The 17,927-nt window shown below is 71.6% G+C and carries 18 protein-coding genes and 2 pseudogenes; 13 read left to right on the top strand and 7 right to left on the bottom strand.

Translation table 11 applies throughout. From position 1 onward, the window contains the following. The first annotated feature begins 34 nt into the window (after positions 1-34). The 8 genes from rpmI (at position 35) to PV963_RS08960 (ending at position 9,133) form a co-directional block, all read left to right on the top strand. Positions 35-229: a 50S ribosomal protein L35 gene (gene rpmI / locus PV963_RS08995; RefSeq protein ID WP_274815125.1), complete on the top strand. Its 195-nt coding sequence runs from the start codon at positions 35-37 to the stop codon at positions 227-229. A gap of 95 nt (positions 230-324) precedes the next feature. Further along, the gene (rplT, locus tag PV963_RS08990) at positions 325-708 is read left to right on the top strand and encodes a 50S ribosomal protein L20 (RefSeq protein ID WP_010045263.1); all 384 of its coding nucleotides are present in this window, start codon (positions 325-327) and stop codon (positions 706-708) included. Between the two features lie 86 nt (positions 709-794). Further along, positions 795-1,655 (top strand): TrmH family RNA methyltransferase, encoded by an 861-nt coding sequence (locus tag PV963_RS08985; protein ID WP_274815123.1) that lies wholly within the window; start codon positions 795-797, stop codon positions 1,653-1,655. Positions 1,656-1,709: 54 nt separating this feature from the next. After that, positions 1,710-2,861, top strand: coding sequence for a sensor histidine kinase (locus tag PV963_RS08980; protein WP_274815122.1), 1,152 nt, complete (start codon positions 1,710-1,712; stop codon positions 2,859-2,861). Between the two features lie 127 nt (positions 2,862-2,988). After that, the gene (pheS, locus tag PV963_RS08975) at positions 2,989-4,116 is read left to right on the top strand and encodes a phenylalanine--tRNA ligase subunit alpha (RefSeq protein ID WP_274815120.1); all 1,128 of its coding nucleotides are present in this window, start codon (positions 2,989-2,991) and stop codon (positions 4,114-4,116) included. Beyond that, positions 4,116-6,629, top strand: coding sequence for a phenylalanine--tRNA ligase subunit beta (pheT, locus tag PV963_RS08970; RefSeq protein WP_274815118.1), 2,514 nt, complete (start codon positions 4,116-4,118; stop codon positions 6,627-6,629). Before pheS ends, pheT begins: the two co-directional genes overlap by 1 nt. Before the next feature lie 509 nt (positions 6,630-7,138). Continuing rightward, positions 7,139-8,479: a transcriptional regulator gene (locus tag PV963_RS08965; RefSeq protein ID WP_274815117.1), complete on the top strand. Its 1,341-nt coding sequence runs from the start codon at positions 7,139-7,141 to the stop codon at positions 8,477-8,479. A gap of 108 nt (positions 8,480-8,587) precedes the next feature. Beyond that, on the top strand, positions 8,588-9,133 hold the full coding sequence (locus PV963_RS08960; RefSeq protein ID WP_274815116.1) for an NUDIX hydrolase: 546 nt from the start codon (positions 8,588-8,590) through the stop codon (positions 9,131-9,133). Between the two features lies 1 nt (position 9,134). Here PV963_RS08960 and PV963_RS08955 read toward each other — a convergent pair whose 3' ends face one another. Both PV963_RS08955 and PV963_RS08950 read right to left on the bottom strand, forming a co-directional pair. Then, the gene (locus tag PV963_RS08955; protein WP_274815115.1) at positions 9,135-9,392 is read right to left on the bottom strand and encodes a hypothetical protein; all 258 of its coding nucleotides are present in this window, start codon (positions 9,390-9,392) and stop codon (positions 9,135-9,137) included. A gap of 227 nt (positions 9,393-9,619) precedes the next feature. Further along, positions 9,620-10,495 (bottom strand): 3-hydroxybutyryl-CoA dehydrogenase, encoded by an 876-nt coding sequence (locus tag PV963_RS08950; protein WP_274815114.1) that lies wholly within the window; start codon positions 10,493-10,495, stop codon positions 9,620-9,622. Between the two features lie 180 nt (positions 10,496-10,675). Here PV963_RS08950 and PV963_RS08945 point away from each other — a divergent pair, with 180 nt between their 5' ends. Next, positions 10,676-11,914, top strand: coding sequence for a glycoside hydrolase family 10 protein (locus PV963_RS08945; RefSeq protein WP_274815113.1), 1,239 nt, complete (start codon positions 10,676-10,678; stop codon positions 11,912-11,914). A 1-nt stretch (position 11,915) separates the two neighbouring features. Here PV963_RS08945 and PV963_RS08940 read toward each other — a convergent pair whose 3' ends face one another. Both PV963_RS08940 and PV963_RS08935 read right to left on the bottom strand, forming a co-directional pair. Next, positions 11,916-12,116 carry a DUF1918 domain-containing protein gene (locus PV963_RS08940; RefSeq protein WP_010045242.1) on the bottom strand — a complete coding sequence of 67 codons (201 nt, stop codon included), beginning with the start codon at positions 12,114-12,116 and terminating at the stop codon, positions 11,916-11,918. Positions 12,117-12,210: 94 nt separating this feature from the next. Continuing rightward, on the bottom strand, positions 12,211-13,134 hold the full coding sequence (locus PV963_RS08935) for a DMT family transporter (protein WP_274815112.1): 924 nt from the start codon (positions 13,132-13,134) through the stop codon (positions 12,211-12,213). On the opposite strand from PV963_RS08935, the gene PV963_RS08930 reads away from it, so the two are divergent. The 4 genes and pseudogenes from PV963_RS08930 to PV963_RS08915 form a co-directional block, all read left to right on the top strand. Continuing rightward, on the top strand, positions 13,133-14,569 hold the full coding sequence (locus PV963_RS08930) for a PLP-dependent aminotransferase family protein (protein WP_274815111.1): 1,437 nt from the start codon (positions 13,133-13,135) through the stop codon (positions 14,567-14,569). The two genes, PV963_RS08935 and PV963_RS08930, sit on opposite strands and share 2 nt — an antisense overlap. 39 nt (positions 14,570-14,608) lie before the next feature. Beyond that, entirely contained in the window at positions 14,609-15,049 is a 441-nt protein-coding gene (locus PV963_RS08925) for a GNAT family N-acetyltransferase (protein ID WP_274815110.1), read from the top strand. Positions 15,050-15,122: 73 nt separating this feature from the next. Beyond that, positions 15,123-15,716, top strand: coding sequence for a histidine phosphatase family protein (locus PV963_RS08920; protein ID WP_274815108.1), 594 nt, complete (start codon positions 15,123-15,125; stop codon positions 15,714-15,716). Between the two features lie 224 nt (positions 15,717-15,940). Beyond that, positions 15,941-16,057 (top strand): annotated as a pseudogene (locus PV963_RS08915) (integrase); the annotation flags it as partial. Between the two features lie 18 nt (positions 16,058-16,075). Here PV963_RS08915 and PV963_RS08910 read toward each other — a convergent pair. From PV963_RS08910 to PV963_RS08905, 3 genes and pseudogenes are all read right to left on the bottom strand, one after another. After that, positions 16,076-16,967: pseudogene (locus PV963_RS08910) on the bottom strand (aldehyde dehydrogenase family protein); the annotation flags it as partial. Positions 16,968-17,021: 54 nt separating this feature from the next. Then, positions 17,022-17,225, bottom strand: a complete 204-nt coding sequence (locus tag PV963_RS43960) for an aldehyde dehydrogenase family protein (protein WP_425540881.1) — start codon at positions 17,223-17,225, stop codon at positions 17,022-17,024. A gap of 216 nt (positions 17,226-17,441) precedes the next feature. Further along, positions 17,442-17,882 (bottom strand): DUF6314 family protein, encoded by a 441-nt coding sequence (locus PV963_RS08905; protein WP_274815106.1) that lies wholly within the window; start codon positions 17,880-17,882, stop codon positions 17,442-17,444. Positions 17,883-17,927: the final 45 nt, after the last annotated feature.

Genomic DNA, 17,927 nt, shown 5'->3' with positions numbered 1-17,927 from the left:
ACCGGAGCGCCACCGACGAGGAGAGAACGGCGCTATGCCGAAGAACAAGTCGCACAGCGGTGCCCGCAAGCGCTTCAAGATCACCGGCTCCGGCAAGGTGCTCCGCGAGCGTGCCGGCAAGCGCCACCTGCTCGAGCACAAGTCGTCCCGTGTGACGCGTCGCCTCACCGGCAACGCCGAGATGGCCCCGGGCGACGCCGCGAAGATCAAGAAGCTTCTCGGCAAGTGACGCCCCGGCGCGTGAGCGCCGCACGTCAGGACCGGGACCCAATCGATTTCGGGCCGTGTGAAGACCACCGCGGCCCCGCTACAAGGAGTTAAAAAGTGGCACGCGTCAAGCGGGCAGTGAACGCCCACAAGAAGCGTCGGGCGATCCTCGAGCAGGCCTCCGGCTACCGCGGTCAGCGTTCGCGCCTGTACCGCAAGGCCAAGGAGCAGGTCACCCACTCGCTGGTCTACAACTACAACGACCGCAAGAAGCGCAAGGGTGACTTCCGTCAGCTGTGGATCCAGCGCATCAACGCCGCTGCCCGCGCCAACGGCATGACCTACAACCGCTTCATCCAGGGTCTGAAGGCCGCGAACATCGAGGTCGACCGCAAGATCCTGGCCGAGCTGGCCGTCAACGACGCCGGTGCGTTCGCCGCACTCGTCGAGGTCGCCCAGAAGGCGCTGCCGAGCGACGTCAACGCCCCCAAGGCGGCCTGACGCCGGCTCTGAGCCGATGTGACTGAAGGACCCGCAGGCCCGAGGCCTGCGGGTTCTGCTGTGCAGCCAGTGAGAAAGCGAACAGGATGCCCCCTGCCACCCCCGAGCTCATCTCTCCCCGCTCCCCGCGCGTCCTGGCCGCCCGGCGGCTGGCCAAGCGGAACTTCCGGGGCAAGGAGCGGCTGTTCCTCGCGGAGGGGCCGCAGGCGGTACGGGAGGCGGCCGGGCACCGGGCCGGCGCCACGGCCACGCTCGTGGAGCTGTTCGCCACGCTGGAGGCCGCCGAGCGCTACGCCGACATCGTGGGGGCGGCCAGGGACGCCGGCGCCCGGGTGCACCTCGCCTCCGAGCAGGTCATCGCCGACATCTCCACCACCGTCACCCCGCAGGGCCTCGTCGGTGTCTGCCGCTTCCTCGACACGCCCTTCGAGGAGGTCCTCGCGGCGCGACCCCGGCTCGTCGCCCTCCTCGCCAACGTCCGTGACCCCGGCAACGCCGGGACCGTGCTGCGCTGCGCCGACGCCGCCGGTGCCGAGGCCGTCGTCCTGACCGACGCCTCCGTCGACGTGTACAACCCCAAGGCCGTCCGCGCCTCCGTCGGCTCCCTGTTCCACCTGCCCGTCGCCGTCGGCGTCCCCGTGGAGCAGGCGGTCGAAGGGCTGCGGGCCGCCGGTGTGCGGGTCCTCGCCGCAGACGGGGCCGGTGACCGCGACCTCGACGACGAGCTCGACAAGGGCAGCATGGGCGGGCCGACCGCCTGGGTCTTCGGGAACGAGGCCTGGGGCCTGCCGGAGGAGACCCGCGCCCTCACGGACGCCGTCGTGCGCGTCCCGATCCACGGGAAGGCCGAGAGCCTGAACCTCGCCACCGCCGCCGCCGTATGTCTCTATGCGTCGGCGCGTGCACAGCGCGCCGCCGGAGGGTGCCGCTCCGTCACCGGGAACTAGTAGGGTGACCAGCTCAGGGACCCCTCTGTGGAGCCTTGGAGGTGGGGTACGGGGATGAGCGTCGGCACGAGCAGCGCACCGGGGGCCCAGGACGCCGGGAGCCCGCCCGCCGCGTCCCGGCCACCCGGTGATCTCGCCGACCTCGGCATCGACCCCGACATGCTGCCCGACGGACTCGTCGTCGCCGACGAGCAGGGCCGGGTCATCTGCTTCAACGCAGCCGCCGAGCGCATCACCGCCGTCCGCGCCCGGGACGCCCTCGGGCAGCGCCTGGAGAAGGCCCTGCCATTAGAGGATCTGGAGGGGCGCCGCTGGTGGCAGCTGACCGACCCGTACGGCGGTCTCGCGATCCGGGTCGGACAGCCCGAGCGCAACCTCCTCCTCCCCGGCGGCCGTGAGGTGCTGGTCTCCGCGCGCTACGTCCGCACCCGGCCCACCGGTCCCCTCCGGCGCCTCGTCGTCACCCTGCGCGACACCGAGGCCCGCCGTCGCACCGAGCGCAGCCATGCCGAGCTGATCGCCACCGTCGCCCACGAGCTGCGCTCCCCGCTCACCTCCGTCAAGGGCTTCACCGCCACGCTGCTCGCCAAGTGGGAACGCTTCACCGACGACCAGAAGCGGCTGATGCTGGAGACCGTCGACGCCGACGCCGACCGGGTCACCCGGCTCATCGCCGAGCTGCTGGACATCTCGCGGATCGACTCCGGTCGGCTGGAGGTGCGGCGCCAGCCCGTCGACATCGGCGCCGCCGTCGGACGGCACATCCAGGCCTACGTCGCCGCCGGGCTGCCCGCCGACCGGTTCCTGCTGCGCGTCCAGCAGCCGCTGCCCGACCTGTGGGCCGACCCCGACAAGATCGACCAGGTGCTCAGCAACCTCCTGGAAAATGCCGTGCGGCACGGCGAGGGAACTGTCACGATCGACATCACGGCCACGGCGTCCCTCCGCGAGGGCGAGTACGCCGAGAACGCAGCCACGTCGGTCACGGTGAGCGACGAGGGACCCGGCATCCCGGAGGAGTCCATGAACCGCGTCTTCACCCGCTTCTGGCGGGGCAGCAAGCGCGGTGGCACCGGCCTCGGGCTCTACATCGTCAAGGGCATCGTCGAAGCCCACGGCGGCACCATCACGGTCGGCCGCGCGCCGGGCGCAGGTGCCGAGTTCCGATTTACGTTGCCCGTGGCGGCTCCGGCGTATCTCGCCTGAGGACCACGGGCGCATTCGTATACCTCCACCCCGTTAGACTCGGCCATTGGCACCTTTGTGTCCCGCAGACGGCCATCGGAGTCGGTGACGGGGACCTTCAGCCAGCCAATCGGAAGCACGGGAAGAGATGTCGGCACCGAATAAGTCGTACGACCCTGTAGAGGTCGAGGCGTTGAAACCGGAAGAGATCGAGCGCATGCGGGACGAGGCGCTCGCCGCCTTCGCCGCCGCGGACTCCCTCGACGCGCTCCACGAGGCCAAGGTCGCCCACACCGGCCCCGCCTCCCCGCTGGCCCTCGCCAACCGCGAGATCGGCGCCCTGCCCCCGCACGCCAAGGCCGACGCCGGCAAGCGCGTCGGGCAGGCGCGCGGCGCCGTGAACAAGGGCCTCGCCGCCCGCCAGGCGGAACTGGAAGCCGAGCGGGACGCGCGCGTGCTGGTCGAGGAGGCAGTGGACGTCACGCTGCCCTACGACCGAGTGCCCGCCGGCGCCCGGCACCCGCTCACCACGATGATGGAGCGGGTCGCGGACGTCTTCGTGGCCATGGGCTACGAGGTCGCCGAGGGGCCGGAGGCCGAGGCGGAGTGGTTCAACTTCGACGCCCTCAACTTCCTGCCCGACCACCCGGCCCGGCAGATGCAGGACACGTTCTTCGTGCAGGGCCCCAAGGGCACCGAGGAGTCCGGCTCCGGCGTCGTCCTGCGCACGCACACCTCCCCGGTCCAGGCCCGCGCCCTGCTCGACCGTGAGCTGCCGGTCTACATCGTCTGCCCCGGCCGGGTGTTCCGCACGGACGAGCTGGACGCCACGCATACGCCCGTCTTCCACCAGATCGAGCTGCTCGCGATCGACGAGGGCCTGACCATGGCGGACCTCAAAGGCACCATGGACCACATGGTCCAGGCCCTGTTCGGCGCGGACATGAAGACCCGGCTGCGGCCGGCCTACTTCCCCTTCACCGAGCCGAGCGCCGAGATGGACATGCTCTGCTACGTCTGTAAGGGCGAGTCCGCCGGCAACCCCGACCGGCCCTGCCGCACCTGCTCGTCCGAGGGCTGGATCGAGCTCGGCGGCTGCGGCATGGTCAACCCGCGGGTGCTCACCGCCTGCGGCGTCGACCCCGAGAAGTACAGCGGCTTCGCCTTCGGGTTCGGCATCGAGCGGATGCTGATGTTCCGCCACAACGTCGAGGACATGCGAGACATGGTCGAGGGTGACGTCCGGTTCACCCGGCCGTTCGGGATGGAGATCTGATGCGGGTCCCGCTTTCTTGGCTGCGGGAGTACGTCGACCTGCCGGCGACTGAGACCGGCCGAGACGTCCAGGCCAAGCTCATTTCGGCCGGTCTGGAGGTCGAGACCGTCGAGCAGCTCGGCGCCGACCTCAAGGGCCCCCTGGTGGTCGGCCAGGTGGCGACCATCGAGGAGCTGACGGAGTTCAAGAAGCCGATCCGCTTCTGCACCGTCGACGTCGGCCAGGCCAACGGCACCGGTGAGCCCCAGGAGATCGTCTGCGGCGCCCGCAACTTCGCCGTCGGCGACAAGGTCGTCGTGGCCCTGCCCGGCGCCGTGCTTCCCGGTGACTTCCAGATCGCCGAGCGAAAGACGTACGGCAAGATGTCCCGCGGCATGATCTGCTCCAGCGACGAGCTGAACATGGGCGACGACGGCACCAAGGGCATCATCGTCCTGCCGCCGGAGACCGAGGTCGGCAGGGACGCGGTCGAACTGCTGGAGCTGGTCGACGAGGTCCTCGACATCGCCGTCACGCCCGACCGCGGCTACTGCCTGTCCATCCGCGGTGTCGCCCGTGAGACCGCCATCGCCTACGGCCTGCCGCTGCGCGACCCGGCGCTGCTCGACGTGCCCGGCCCGAACGCGTACGGCTACCCGGTGCGGATCTCCGACCCCACCGGCTGCGACCGCTTCACGGCCCGCACGGTGACCGGCCTGAGCGCCGAGGCCCGTTCCCCGATCTGGCTCCAGCGCCGGCTCCAGAAGGTCGGCATGCGCCCGATCTCGCTCGCCGTCGACGTCACCAACTACGTGATGATGGAGCTCGGCCAGCCGCTGCACGCCTACGACCGCGGCCTGGTCCAGGGCACGATCGGCGTGCGCCGGGCCCAGCCGGGCGAGAAGCTCACCACCCTCGACGGCGTCGAGCGCACGCTGGACGCCGAGGACCTGGTGATCACCGACGACCGCGGCCCGATCGGGCTCGCCGGTGTCATGGGCGGCGCCAACACGGAGATCGCGGACCACGACGACGTGGAGAACGCCACGGCGGACATCGTCATCGAGGCCGCGCACTTCGACGCGGTGTCGATCGCGCGCACGGCCCGCCGGCACAAGCTGTCCTCCGAGGCGTCCCGCCGCTTCGAGCGCGGTGTCGACCCGCAGGCCGCCGCTGCCGCCGCGCAGCGCACGGTCGACCTGCTGGTCCTCCTCGCGGGCGGTACCGCCGAGGCCGGCGTCACCGAGGTGCTCGCGCCGACCGCGCCGCGCACCATCACCATCCCGGCCGACCACCCGGACAAGGTCGCGGGCGTGGCCTACGGCCGGGAGACCGTCGTACGGCGGCTCCAGGAGGTCGGCTGTGACGTGTACGGGCAGGACGAACTGATCGTCACCGTGCCGTCCTGGCGCCCCGACCTCACCGACCCGAACGACCTGGCCGAAGAGGTCATCCGCCTGGAGGGCTACGAGAACCTGCCCTCCACGCTGCCCAAGCCGCCCGCCGGCCGCGGCCTGACGCACCGGCAGCGACTGCACCGCCGCGTCGGCCGTGCCCTGGCCGGTGCCGGGTACGTAGAGGCGCTGAACTACCCGTTCATCGGCGAGCAGGTCTTCGACCAGCTCGGCCTCGACGCGGACGACCCGGCCCGCCGCGTCGTCAAGCTCAGCAACCCGCTGAGCGACGAGGAGCCCGCGCTGCGCACGACGCTGCTGCCGGGTCTGCTGGCCGCCCTGCGGCGCAACGACGGCCGCGGCTCGCACGACCTCGCGCTGTTCGAGTCCGGTCTGGTCTTCCGGCCGCGCGAGGAGCAGCGGATCGCCGCCGTGCTGCCCGTCGACCGCCGCCCGACCGACGAGGAGCTGGCCGAGCTGAACGCGGCGCTGCCCGAGCAGCCTCGGCACGCCGCCGTCGTTCTCGCCGGTGCGCGTGAGCAGGCCGGCTGGTGGGGCAAGGGCCGTCCGGCCGACTGGGCCGACGCGGTGGAGGCGGCGCGTTCCGTCGCCCATGAGGCGGGCGCCGAGCTGATCATCCGCAAGGGGCAGTACGGGCCGTGGCACCCCGGGCGGTGTGCCGAGCTGGCGATCACCGTGGACGGTGCCGAGCGGGTCGTAGGCCATGCGGGGGAGCTCCACCCGCGCGTGGTGAAGGCGCTGGGGCTGCCGGCGCGTACCTGTGCGATGGAGATCGACCTGGATGCGGTGGAGTCGGCCGGTGACGCCACGGTGAAGGCGCCGCGGATCTCCACGTTCCCGGTCGCCACGCAGGATGTCGCCCTGGTCGTCGACGCGGTTGTTCCGGCGGCGGAGGTCGAGGAGGCCTTGCGTGACGGTGCCGGGGAGCTGCTGGAGTCGATCCGGCTGTTCGATGTGTACGAGAACGCGGAGCAGCTGGGTGACGGACGGAAGTCGCTCGCCTATGCGCTGCGGTTCCGGGCGGCTGATCGGACGCTGACCGTGGATGAGGCTTCCGCGGCCCGGGATGCGGCGGTCGCCCTCGCGGGCGAGCGTGTGGGCGCCGAGCTGCGGAGCTGAGTGCCCAAGGGGCGGGGAACTGCGATGTGCCGGCGGCTGCGGGTTCGTCGTGGTCGTTCGCGCAGTTCCCCGCGCGTCGTGGTCGTTCGCGCAGTTCCCCGCGCCCCTGACAGTCTCGGTCGTTCGCATGGTCATCGTGGGCGATCCTGCCCCGGTGGATGGTCAGGGTCGCCTTCAGGGGCGCGGGGAACTGCGCGAACAACCACAACGCGCCTGCAGTCGACGACCCACCCCTGACACAACGGCGATGACTCGCCCGGCTCAGCCGGCGGAGCCGTCCGCCCCGCCACGGAGTGTCGGGCAGGCAGCCGGGCGGACGGCGGAAGCGGGCCGCCGCACTGTACGAGGGGGAGCCGGCGGCCCGGCCGGCCTCTTTCGAGGCATTTCAGTCAACCGGCCGGCGACTGTGAGCGACAGTGCGCGCACAGTGCGGATTCGAGCACTCCGTTCACACCCCGTGTGAAGGCGGAGCCACTAATCTGGCCGCACCGAGCCACCGGGGGGCCCACATGCAGCCCAACACTCTGCTCGACGCGATCCTGGACGAGGCCGGGATCTCGCACGCGGGGCTGGCCGCACATGTCAACCAGACGGGACGGGCGCGCGGCCTGTCCCTGAGATACGAACACACCGCCGTCGCCCGGTGGTTGAAGGGGCAGCGTCCCCGGGGCCAGGTGCCCGACCTGATCTGCGAGGTGCTCGCCGCCCGGCTGCGGCGGCAGGTCACCCTGGACGACATCGGCCTGGGCGTGCCCGGTGAACCGTCCGCCGTGCACACCGGCTCGCTGTCCGGGTTCGTCGAGCGGGCCACCGCCCTGTGGCGCTCCGACCAGCAGCAGCGCCCGCACATCCTGGGCGCGCCCGCGCTGACCGGCACGCCCGCCGTCATGCCGGTGTGGGAGTGGGAGAACCCGCCCGAGGACGTGGACGTCTCGCGCGGCGGCAGACACCGGGTCACCCCGGGCGACCTGGAGATGCTGCGGGCCGCCCGGACGCACTACGAGCAGATGTACCGCAAGGCCGGGGGCATCGCGACACGGGCGCGCATCGTCGGCTTCCTCAACGCCGAGGCCGCGCCGCTGCTGCGCGGCAGCTACACCGACGAGACGGGGCGCCAACTGCACCGGGCCACGGGCGGGTTGGTGGCCGTCGCCGGGATCTGCGCCTACGACTCCGACGCGCACGGCCTCGCCCAGCGCTACTTCCACCAGGCGCTGCGCCTCGCCAAGGCCAGCGGGGACCGAGGACTCGGCGCCTACATCATCGCGCTGCTGGTCAACCAGTCGCTGTTCATGCGGGAGTACCGGCAGGCCGTCGCCTTCGCGGAGGCCGCGCTGCGGGCCGCCGGCAAGCACATCACCCCGGCGCTCGCCTCCGACCTGTACGCGATGCAGGCCAAGGCGTACGCGCATCTCGGCGACGGCAGCAGCGCCCTGTCCTGCATCCGGCGCGCCGAGCAGGCCGCGGCACGCATCCGGCGCGGCTATGAGCCCGACGAGACCGGTTATGTCCAGCCGGGACTGGTCAACGTCCAGGTGGCGGAGGCGCTGCTGAGTCTCGGGGAGATCGCGGCCGCCGGGGAGCATGCCGCGGCCGCGGTCGACAACCCGGCGCACGACCGCGGCCGGGTGCACCGGCTGGCCATGCTCAGCACGATCGAGCTGCGGCAGGGCAACGCGGACAAGGCCGTGGCCATCGCCGTGCAGATGGCCGAGCAGGCCCGCGGCATGGAGTCCCAGCGGCTGCGCGACCGGCTGCGCGCGGTGCGGGAGCACCTGGTGCGCAGCGGCTGCGCGGGCACGGCCGAGGCCGCGGAACTCATCGACGGGGCACTGCGCGTACCGTTGTAGACCCCGGGCGACGGGCGCCCGCGTCATCCCGAGCGACTTCCCGTGCGCCTGCTGTCACTACACCCCTGCTGCGATATTGCCACTTACTCGACGGAAGGTGGCAGAACCGTGCAGTGGACGAAACACAACGAACAGGCTGTGTACTCAAACCGCTGGTTCAGCGTCAATCTCGCGGATGTCGAACTGCCGGACGGCCGGCACCTCGACCACTTCCTCATACGGCTGCGGCCCGTTGCCGTGGCCACGGTCGTGAACGAGGCCAACGAGGTGCTGCTCCTGTGGCGGCACCGCTTCATCACCGACAGTTGGGGGTGGGAACTCGCGGCGGGCGTCGTCGAGGACGGCGAGGACATCGCCCGCGCGGCCGCCAGGGAACTGGAGGAGGAGACCGGCTGGCGGCCGGGACCCCTGCGCCACCTGATGAGCGTGGAGCCGTCCAACGGGCTCACCGACGCCCGGCACCACGTGTACTGGGCCGACGAGGGCGAGTACGTCGGGCACCCCGTGGACGACTTCGAGTCGGACCGCCGGGAATGGGTTCCCCTCAAGCTCGTCCCCGACATGGTCGCCCGCGGGGAGGTCCCGGCCGCCAACATGGCGGCCGCGTTACTGCTGCTGCACCATCTCAGGCTCGGTCAGGACACGTTGCCCTGAACTAACGCCCCAGTGCCTGCCAGATCGCCACGACGAGGGCACCCACGGCGGTGAGGGCGGCGACCGCGGGCAGCGGCCAGCGCGCGTGTTCCAGTGAGTTGATCCGGGTGTTGAGCTCGTCGAGTTCCTTGGCGGTCTCCTCGGTGCGGTGGTTGAGCAGGGCCAGCCCGCCCTCGACGCGGGCGTACGCCACATCGAGGCGGCGTCGTAACTCTGCGAGTTCTCCATGGACGACCGGATGCTCGGGATCGGCGGTCACGAGTCCGTTCCTTTCCGTAGTCGTTGTACATCCCTTGCATGCGCATGAGGAGTCAACTCGCCTGGTGGGCGCCTGGGGAGAGTGTGCGACGGGCATATGCGAGCCCGGCGCGCACACGGTGTGTGAATGCCACGGGCCCGGCACCAATTCCGGTGCCGGGCCCGTGGGTTGGCCGAATTCTGACCGTCCGTAATCAGCCTCGGAGGCCGGGACGGGAAGCCGGGCGGTCAGTCGTACGTGTAGAAGCCCGACCCCGTCTTGCGGCCCAGCCGGCCCGCGTCGACCATGCGCTGGAGGAGCGGGGGAGCGGCGTACAGGGGCTCCTTGTACTCCTCGTACATCGACTGGGCCACCGAGGCGACCGTGTCCAGGCCGATGAGGTCGGAGAGCTTCAGGGGGCCCATCGGGTGGGCGCAGCCCATCTCCATGCCGTTGTCGATGTCCTCGCGGCTGGCGATGCCCGTCTCGAACATCCGGATCGCGGAGAGCAGGTACGGGATCAGCAGCGCGTTGACCACGAAGCCGGAGCGGTCCTGAGCGCGGATCGCGTGCTTGCCCAGCACCTTCTCGGTGAACAGCTGGGCCCGGCCCAGCGTGCCCTCGGACGTGGTGAGGGCCGGGATCAGCTCGACGAGCTTCTGCACCGGGGCCGGGTTGAAGAAGTGGATGCCGATGACCTGGTCCGGCCGCGAGGTCGCCACCGCCAGCTTCACCAGCGGGATGGAGGAGGTGTTGGAGGCCAGGATGGCGTCGGGCCGGGTGACGACCTGGTCGAGCACCTGGAAGATCTCGGTCTTGACCTGCTCGTTCTCGACGACGGCCTCGATCACCAGGTCGCGGTCGGCGAACTCGCCGAGGTCCGTGGTGAAGCTCAGACGGGCCTGTGTGGCCTCCAGCTCCTCCTCGGTGATCTTGCCGCGCTCGGCTGCCTTGGCCAGGGAGTTGAACAGCCGGGTCCGGCCGATCTCCAGGGCCTCGCCGGTGGTCTCGGCGACCATGACGTCCAGACCGGACCGGGCGCACACCTCGGCGATCCCCGCGCCCATCTGACCGCAGCCCACGACCCCGACGCGTGCAATGTCTCCCGCTGGGATGTCCGTCACATCGTCCCTTTCGCTGCTGATCCACTTCTGGGCAGGTGCTCCGGGTTCCGGTGCCTGCTCCGTTCGTGCACGTTACTCCCAAGTATCGATGATCGATCGCGGGGGTCGGGTCCCCTTCGGGCATGCTGGGCGCGGAGCGATCCGCGGCCGGGCGGATCCGCGGCTTTCTGGGGCATGCGGATGGGACGAGTGTCACGCAGGGCGTTCGCGGTGGCGGCGCTGTCGGCTTTCACGATGATGCCTCCGGCCTCGGCCGCGCCCAAGCGGGACGGCAGGGGCGACGACAGGGCGGCCTCCGAGATGCGGGGCGTGTGGCTGGCCACCGTGGCGGGCCGCGACTGGCCGTCGAAGCCGGGGCTGACCGCCGCGCAGCAGCGGGCCGAGCTGATCACCCACCTCGACAGGGCGGTGAGCAACCGGCTCAACACTGTCATCTTCCAGGTCCGGCCCTCGGCGGACGCCCTGTGGCCCTCGCCGTACGAGCCGTGGTCGCAGTACCTGACCGGCACCCAGGGCAAGGACCCCGGCTGGGACCCGCTGGGCACGGCCGTGGAGGAGGCCCACGCCCGCGGCCTGAAGCTGCACGCCTGGTTCAACCCGTACCGCGTCGCCGCCCACGCCGACCCGACCCGGCTGGCCGCCGGCCACCCCGCCCGCAGGAACCCGGACTGGGTGGTGACGTACGGCGGGAAGCTCTACTACAACCCGGGGCTGCCCGAGGTCCGGGACTTCGTGCAGGACGCGATGCTCGACGCGGTGGAGAAGTACCCCGTGGACGGCGTCCACTTCGACGACTACTTCTACCCGTACCCGGTGGCGGGCCAGAGCTTCGACGACGACTCGGCCTACGAGGAGTACGGCGCCGGCTTCCCGGACCGGGCGGCGTGGCGGCGGGACAACATCGACAAGCTGGTCCGGGAGACGGCGGACCGCATCAAGCAGATCCGGTCCGGCACCCCCTTCGGCATCAGCCCCTTCGGCGTGTGGCGCAACGCCGCCACCGACCCGCACGGCTCGGACACCCGGGCGGGCGTGCAGACCTACGACGACCTGCACGCGGACACGCGCAAGTGGGTGCGCGAGAGCTGGATCGACTACATCGTCCCGCAGCTGTACTGGAACATCGGCTTCGCCGCCGCCGACTACGCGAAACTGCTGCCCTGGTGGGCGGAGGTCGCGAGCGGCACCTCGACGCGGCTCTACGTGGGGGAGGCGCTGTACAAGGCCGGTGACCCGGCGCAGCCCGCCGCCTGGCAGGACCCGACCGAGTTGTCCCGGCACCTGACGCTGGCCAGGGATCACGCGCAGGTGCGCGGGCACGTCTTCTTCGCCGCCAAGGACGTGGCGGCCGATCGGATCGGGGCGATGGCGAGGGTGGTCACCGACCACTACGGCCAGCCGGCGCCGCCGCCGCGCTGAATCACGGCCCGGTGGTGGTCTCCCGGTGCCGGATCTCGGTGTCGGGTCCCGGCGAGCACACGCCCTCGTGCCCGTCCTCGAACCGGACGCGGTAGGGGGGATTGCCCTCCTGGCCCAGCACTTCGACGATCTCGCCGACCTTGTCGTGCTGACCGACCACCCTGCCGTGCTGGACAAGCTGGTCGCCCACGGTTGCGCGCATCTGGAGCCTCCTCACGGTGTGTGGAGCAGCGGTCCGTGGCCTTCGAGTCTACGGCCGGGGGCGCCACTCGGCAGGGGGCCCGGGTGTGCCCCGCTCAGCCGCGTGCCCGTTGTGTGACGGCGATGCAGACCAGCACCGCCGCGGCTGTCAGCGGGGCGGCCACCGTCAGGTGCTCGCCCAGCAGCAGCACCGACCACACCAGTGTGAGCAGGGGCTGGGCGAGCTGCAACTGGCTGGCCTTCGGGATGCCGATGGCCGCCATGCCCCGGTACCAGACGACCAGTCCGAGGAACTGCGAGCCCGCAGCCACCCACAGCAGCCCGGTGACGCTGTGCGCGGTCGGCTGCACCGGTTCCTGCGCCAGCGCGAACGCGGCGACGGGCACGGTCAGCGGCAGGCACAGCACCAGCGCCCAGCCGATGACGTGCCAGCCCGGCATGACCCGGGCCAGCCGGCCGCCCTCGGTGTAGCCGGCCGCGCACACCAGCAGCGCCGCGAAGAGGTACAGGTCGGCGGTGCTCAGGGCGCCGCCGCTCTGCTGCACGGTGAAGGCCAGCACCGCCGCCGCGCCGGCGAGGGCCGCCGTCCAGAAGGTGCGCGAGGGCCGGGTGCCGACGCGCAGGGCGGAGAAGAGAGCGGTGGTCAGGGGGAGCAGACCGACCACGACGGCGGCGTGCGCGGTGGTCGAGGTCTGCAGTGCCAGCGTGGTCAGCAACGGGAAACCGAGCACCACACCGGCCGCGACCACCGCGAGGCCCGGCCAGTGGCGGCGGGCGGGCAGCGGGACGCGAAGGGCCAGCAGACAGCCCCCCGCGATCACCGCGGCCAGGACAGTCCGGACGGCGACCAGCGACCAGGGCCCGAAGCCCTCGAGACCCCAGGCGGTGGCGGGGAAGGTGAGGGAGAAGGCGATGACGCCCAGGGCGGCCTGGAGGGTGCCGAGGCCGGGCCGGTCCCGTTCCGGCTCTGTGGCGACTGCTATCCGGGATGCGGTAGTAGCGCTACTCTGTGCTCTCATGCAAGAGCGTAGCAGTGTGGGTGATCTGGCAGAACAGCTGCGGCGGGAGCTGAACCGCTACTCACCAGGTGGAAAGCTGCCGTCGAGCCGGGCCCTGGTAGAGCGGTTCCGGGTGAGTCCCGTGACCGTGTCGCGGGCGCTGGCGCAGCTCGCCGCCGAGGGGCTGGTGGTCACCCGGCCGGGCGCGGGCGCGTTCCGCGCGCAGGCCCGTACGGCACCGGCCCCCGCCGGGGACACATCCTGGCAGGAGGTCGCGCTCAGCGCCGACGGTGCCGCCGACCTCGTACCGCGCTCGGTGGACGCCTCCGGGGTGCTGGTCTCGCTGGCCGCTCCGCCGCCCGGTGTGATCGAGTTCAGCGGCGGTTATCTGCACCCGTCGTTGCAGCCCGAGCGGGCGATGGCCGCCGCCCTGTCGCGCGCCGGACGCCGCCCCGGCGCCTGGGGACGCCCGCCCATGGAAGGGCTGCCGGAGCTGCGGGAGTGGTTCGCGCGGGGCATCGGCGGGTCCTTCACGGCCGCCGAGGTGCTGATCACCGCGGGCGGGCAGTCCGCGCTCACCACCGCCCTGCGCGCCCTCGCCCCGCCCGGTGCCCCCGTCCTCGTCGAGTCGCCGACCTACCCCGGGATGCTCGCCATCGCCCGTGCCGCGGGCCTGCGCCCGGTGCCCGTCCCGGTGGACGCGGACGGCGTGAAACCGGCGCTGCTCGCCGACGCCTTCCGGGCCACCGGCGCCCCGGCCTTCGTCTGCCAGCCGCTCTTCCAGAACCCCACCGGTGCCGTGCTCGCGCCCGAGCGGCGCCGCGAGGTGCTGGGCATCGCCCGCGCGGCGGGCGCGTTCGTCGTCGAGGACGACTTCGTGCGGCGGCTCGTGCACGAGGACGCGGGGCCGCTGCCGCGCCCGCTGGCCGCCGACGACCCCGACGGTGTCGTCGTCCACGTCTGCTCGCTGACCAAGGCGACCTCGCCGAGCTTCCGGGTGAGCGCCCTGGCCGCGCGCGGCCCGGTCCTGGAGCGGCTGCGCGCCATCCAGGTCGTCGACACCTTCTTCGTGCCCCGGCCCCTTCAGGAGGCGGCACTCGAACTCGTCGGCTCGCCCGCCTGGCCGCGCCATCTGCGAGCGGTGTCCGCCGAGTTGAGGGCACGCCGGGACGCGATGACCGCCGCGCTCGCGCTGCACCTGCCGGAACTCGCCCTGCCGCACGTGCCGTCCGGCGGCTACCACCTGTGGCCGCGCCTGCCCGACGGCACGGACGAACCGGCCCTGACCTCCGCCGCACTGCGCGCGGGCGTCGCCGTCACCCCCGGCCGCCCCTACTTCAGCGCCGAGCCGCCGGCCGCGCACATCCGGCTGAGCTTCGCGGCGGTCGCGGGGACCGGGGAGATCGCGGAGGGCGTACGGCGGCTGCGCACGGCCTGCGACGAGGTGCTGGGATAAGCGTTCGACGCATGGCTGGTGAGCTGCGAGCATCCCGTCATGACCGACACGCCGAGCCTGCCCGAGGGCTACGAGATCTCCACCGACCCCGCCCGCGTCGACGCCGAGCGGGTCCACCACTGGCTGTCCACCGACGCGTACTGGGCGCTCGGCCGCCCGCGCGAGAAGCAGGACCGGGCGATCGAGGGCTCGCTCAACTTCGGCGTGTACGAGACGGTGTCGCAGAAGCAGGTGGCGTACGCCCGGGTCATCACGGACCGGGCGACCTTCGGGTGGCTGTGCGACGTGTACGTCGACCCGTCGGTGCGCGGCAAGGGGGTCGGCACCGCGCTCGTGGCGGCCGTACGGGACGAGTTGCGGGAGTACGGGGTACGGCGCGTGCTGCTCGCCACGCACGACGCGCACGGCGTCTACGAGAAGCTCGGGTTCGCGGCGCTGGAGCGGCCCGCGGACTGGATGGCTCTCATCTTCGGCCAGTGAGGGCCGGTGCACCCTGGGTAACTCCCTGGTAACACCTCTTGACCTGCGCACTTGCGGGACTCACGATCGCCGCATGCCACTTCGGGTCACGTTCGTCGCCGCCGCGCGCAGCTCCCCGCTGCTCGCCGAGCGCTTCGAGGACGACCGGCTGCTGGACCAGGCCGGCTGGGGTGAGGTGGAGCGCGCCGCCCACGAGCTGCTGCCGCTCGCCGCGGCCGAGCTGCGCTACTGCTCGCCGACCCCGCGCAGCCGTGCGACGGGGGAGGGGCTCGGGTACGCGCCGCTGGTGCAACTCGGTCTGCGGGACTGCGACATGGGCCGGTGGCGCGGGCTGACCCTGGGCGAGGCGATGGCCCGCGAGCCCGAGGCCGTGGACGCCTGGCTCGCCGATCCGCGCGCCACACCGCACGGCGGTGAGTCGCTGGTGGACTTCATCACCCGCGTCGGCGGCTGGCTCGACACCCGGCCCGTCGAGGACGGCTGCCGGGTCGTGGCGGTCGCCGAGCCGTCCGTGATCCGTGCCGCCCTGGTGTACGCCCTGAAGGCACCGCCCTCGACGTACTGGAACATCGACGTCCGCCCGCTGTCGACGACCTCCGTCACGGGCCGGGCGGGGCGCTGGAACCTGCGCTTCGACGGGGTGTCGGCTCCGACTTCGCGTGCCTAGTGCTGTGACCGGGAACCTTCGCCGGGTGGTGTTGGTGGCTCTTGAGCCGGTTGGATGTGATCTCACTTCTGGTCGGGTGTGGGGGCGGGATGGCGCAATCGGTCCGGGTACGCATGCTGACCGAGCAGGAGAGGCAGAAACTGCAGCAGGTCGTGCGGCGAGGTAGACCTGGAAGGAATCCCCGGACCCTGACTTCGAAGCCAAGCTCGACCGAATCGAGTACGCGATCAACGAGCGCCCGCCACCCCGACCTCCTGGCCGCACAACGACGCGAACGAGCCCGCATCCGCAGCGAGAAAGCCATCCGCTGGGGCGGCAGAGCGGTCCAGGCCGCGACCTGACCGCCGGACCTTTCCCGGTCACAGCACTGGATCGCCCGGCAAATTGATCGTCTTGTACTCCAGGAACGAGCTGAGGCCCTCGGGCCCGAACTCGCGGCCGATCCCGGATTCCTTGTATCCGCCGAACGGGGCGGCGAACTCGATCCGGTACCCGTTCAGCGTCAAGGTCCCCGTGCGCACCTGGCGAGCGATGCGCATGGCCCGCTCCAGGTCGTTGGTCCAGACGCTTCCCGACAGGCCGTACTTCGAGTCGTTCGCGATACGGACCGCGTCGTTGTCGTCGTCGAACGGGATCACGACGAGCACAGGGCCAAAGATCTCCTCCTGCGCGATGCGCATGGAGCTGTCGACGTCTGCGAAGATCGTCGGTTCGACGTACCAGCCCTTCGGCTGGCGCGCGGGACGGCCGCCGCCGACCGTGATCGTCGCGCCGTCCTTCCGCCCGACGGCGATGTAGTCCTCGACCCGCCGCCGCTGGCGCTCGGCCACCAGGGGGCCGACCTCGGTCGAGGGGTCATCCGGATCGCCGACCCTCAGCGCAGCAGCTGATTGAACTGCTCGCCGCACAGCGCGCCGACCGCCGCCCTACGGCGGAGCTGCCCGTGAAGCTGATCTTGTCAACCAGCGGGTGCCGCACGAGCGCCTCACTGTTCTCCCGGTCGGCAGGCACGATGTTGAGGACACCTGGAGGCAGACCGGCGGCCTCCAGGGCAGCGTCGGCGAGCAGGTACGCGTCCAGCGGGGTCTCCGGGGCGGGCTTCAGCACGACGGTGCAGCCGGCGATCAGGGCGGGAGCAAGATTCACCATCGTCAGGATGAGCGGCGCGTTCCACGGCACGATCTGCCCCACGACGCCCACCGGCTCCCGAAGGATCCGCGCGGGACCGCTGAGACCTGCTCGATCCTGCTCGATCCTGCTCGAAGGGGAACGTCGCGGCAAGTTCCCTGAAGTAGTCCAGGACCATCACGACATGCGGGGCCAGGGGCCATCGTCGAAGGCGGCGCGCGCCGCGCGTACTGCTCGGTCGATATCGGCAGGCGTCGATGAGGGAGCGGTACCGACCCGCTCCTCCGTGACCGGAGAAATGACCTCGATCACGTCTTCCGAGGCAGGCGTGACCATGTCCCCGCCAATGAACAGCCGATCCCGCACTGTGTGGCTGGTCATGTCCGCTCCATTCGCGGTGCCAGGACGCGCCCACGTGGATGGCCGTCGGTGAGCGAGGCCAAGCCGTCACCACGTGATGCTGCCCTCAGCCGACCACGTCCGGGCCTCGGCCGCGCGCGGGCTTCCACCAGACAGAGGACCGATGCCGTGGCGACCCGCGAGCGGCAACCCGGCGAACCTTCCCGGTCACGGCACTGGTCGGCTCAGATGGTCGGCTCAGTCTTCGCGTGCGTAGTCGGTGCGCAGCACGAGGTCCTTGGCCGGGCCCCGTACGTGCCACACCGTCCGCCAGTGGTCCGGGTCGCGGACGGTGAACTCGCCGCGGTAGAGGTCCGCCGCGCAAGGGTGGTCGGCGACGTGCCGTCCGGACGTCAGGTCCAGGTCGTGGAACGGCCGCCCGTCCGCGAACCGCACGTCCGCCGAGCCGCCCGGGCCCGGCAGGAACCGCAGCGTCCGCTCGGCGGGCCGGGCGACGCCCTGCCAGACGAAGGTGCCGGACTCGTGGTGCAGCAGTCCGCCGTCCTCCGCCGCGGCGAACACGGTGCTTCCGGAGAACTCCCCCTGCTCGCCGCTCGCGAGATCCCGCACCGACCGGGCCACGCGCCAACGCCCGGCCAGATACGCCAGTACGTCCGGCACTGGCCAGAACTCGCCCATTCCGTCCCGCTCTCCGTCCCAACCGTTGTTGCGCGACCCATTGAC

The sequence above is a fragment of the Streptomyces coeruleorubidus genome, from assembly GCF_028885415.1.
In the GTDB taxonomy this organism is placed as follows: domain Bacteria; phylum Actinomycetota; class Actinomycetes; order Streptomycetales; family Streptomycetaceae; genus Streptomyces; species Streptomyces coeruleorubidus_A.
The sequence above is the reverse complement of the archived record's forward strand: the minus strand, read 5'-3'. Positions and strand labels throughout refer to the sequence as shown.

Coding starts and splice junctions, on each gene's coding strand:
- rpmI (WP_274815125.1), top strand. CDS start 35: ATGCCGAAGAACAAGTCGCACAGCGGTGCCCGCAAGCGCTTCAAGATC.
- PV963_RS08985 (WP_274815123.1), top strand. CDS start 795: ATGCCCCCTGCCACCCCCGAGCTCATCTCTCCCCGCTCCCCGCGCGTC.
- PV963_RS08980 (WP_274815122.1), top strand. CDS start 1,710: ATGAGCGTCGGCACGAGCAGCGCACCGGGGGCCCAGGACGCCGGGAGC.
- pheS (WP_274815120.1), top strand. CDS start 2,989: ATGTCGGCACCGAATAAGTCGTACGACCCTGTAGAGGTCGAGGCGTTG.
- pheT (WP_274815118.1), top strand. CDS start 4,116: ATGCGGGTCCCGCTTTCTTGGCTGCGGGAGTACGTCGACCTGCCGGCG.
- PV963_RS08965 (WP_274815117.1), top strand. CDS start 7,139: ATGCAGCCCAACACTCTGCTCGACGCGATCCTGGACGAGGCCGGGATC.
- PV963_RS08945 (WP_274815113.1), top strand. CDS start 10,676: ATGGGACGAGTGTCACGCAGGGCGTTCGCGGTGGCGGCGCTGTCGGCT.
- PV963_RS08940 (WP_010045242.1), bottom strand. CDS start 12,116: ATGCGCGCAACCGTGGGCGACCAGCTTGTCCAGCACGGCAGGGTGGTC.
- PV963_RS08930 (WP_274815111.1), top strand. CDS start 13,133: ATGCAAGAGCGTAGCAGTGTGGGTGATCTGGCAGAACAGCTGCGGCGG.
- PV963_RS08935 (WP_274815112.1), bottom strand. CDS start 13,134: ATGAGAGCACAGAGTAGCGCTACTACCGCATCCCGGATAGCAGTCGCC.
- PV963_RS08925 (WP_274815110.1), top strand. CDS start 14,609: ATGACCGACACGCCGAGCCTGCCCGAGGGCTACGAGATCTCCACCGAC.
- PV963_RS08920 (WP_274815108.1), top strand. CDS start 15,123: ATGCCACTTCGGGTCACGTTCGTCGCCGCCGCGCGCAGCTCCCCGCTG.
- PV963_RS43960 (WP_425540881.1), bottom strand. CDS start 17,225: ATGACCAGCCACACAGTGCGGGATCGGCTGTTCATTGGCGGGGACATG.
- PV963_RS08905 (WP_274815106.1), bottom strand. CDS start 17,882: ATGGGCGAGTTCTGGCCAGTGCCGGACGTACTGGCGTATCTGGCCGGG.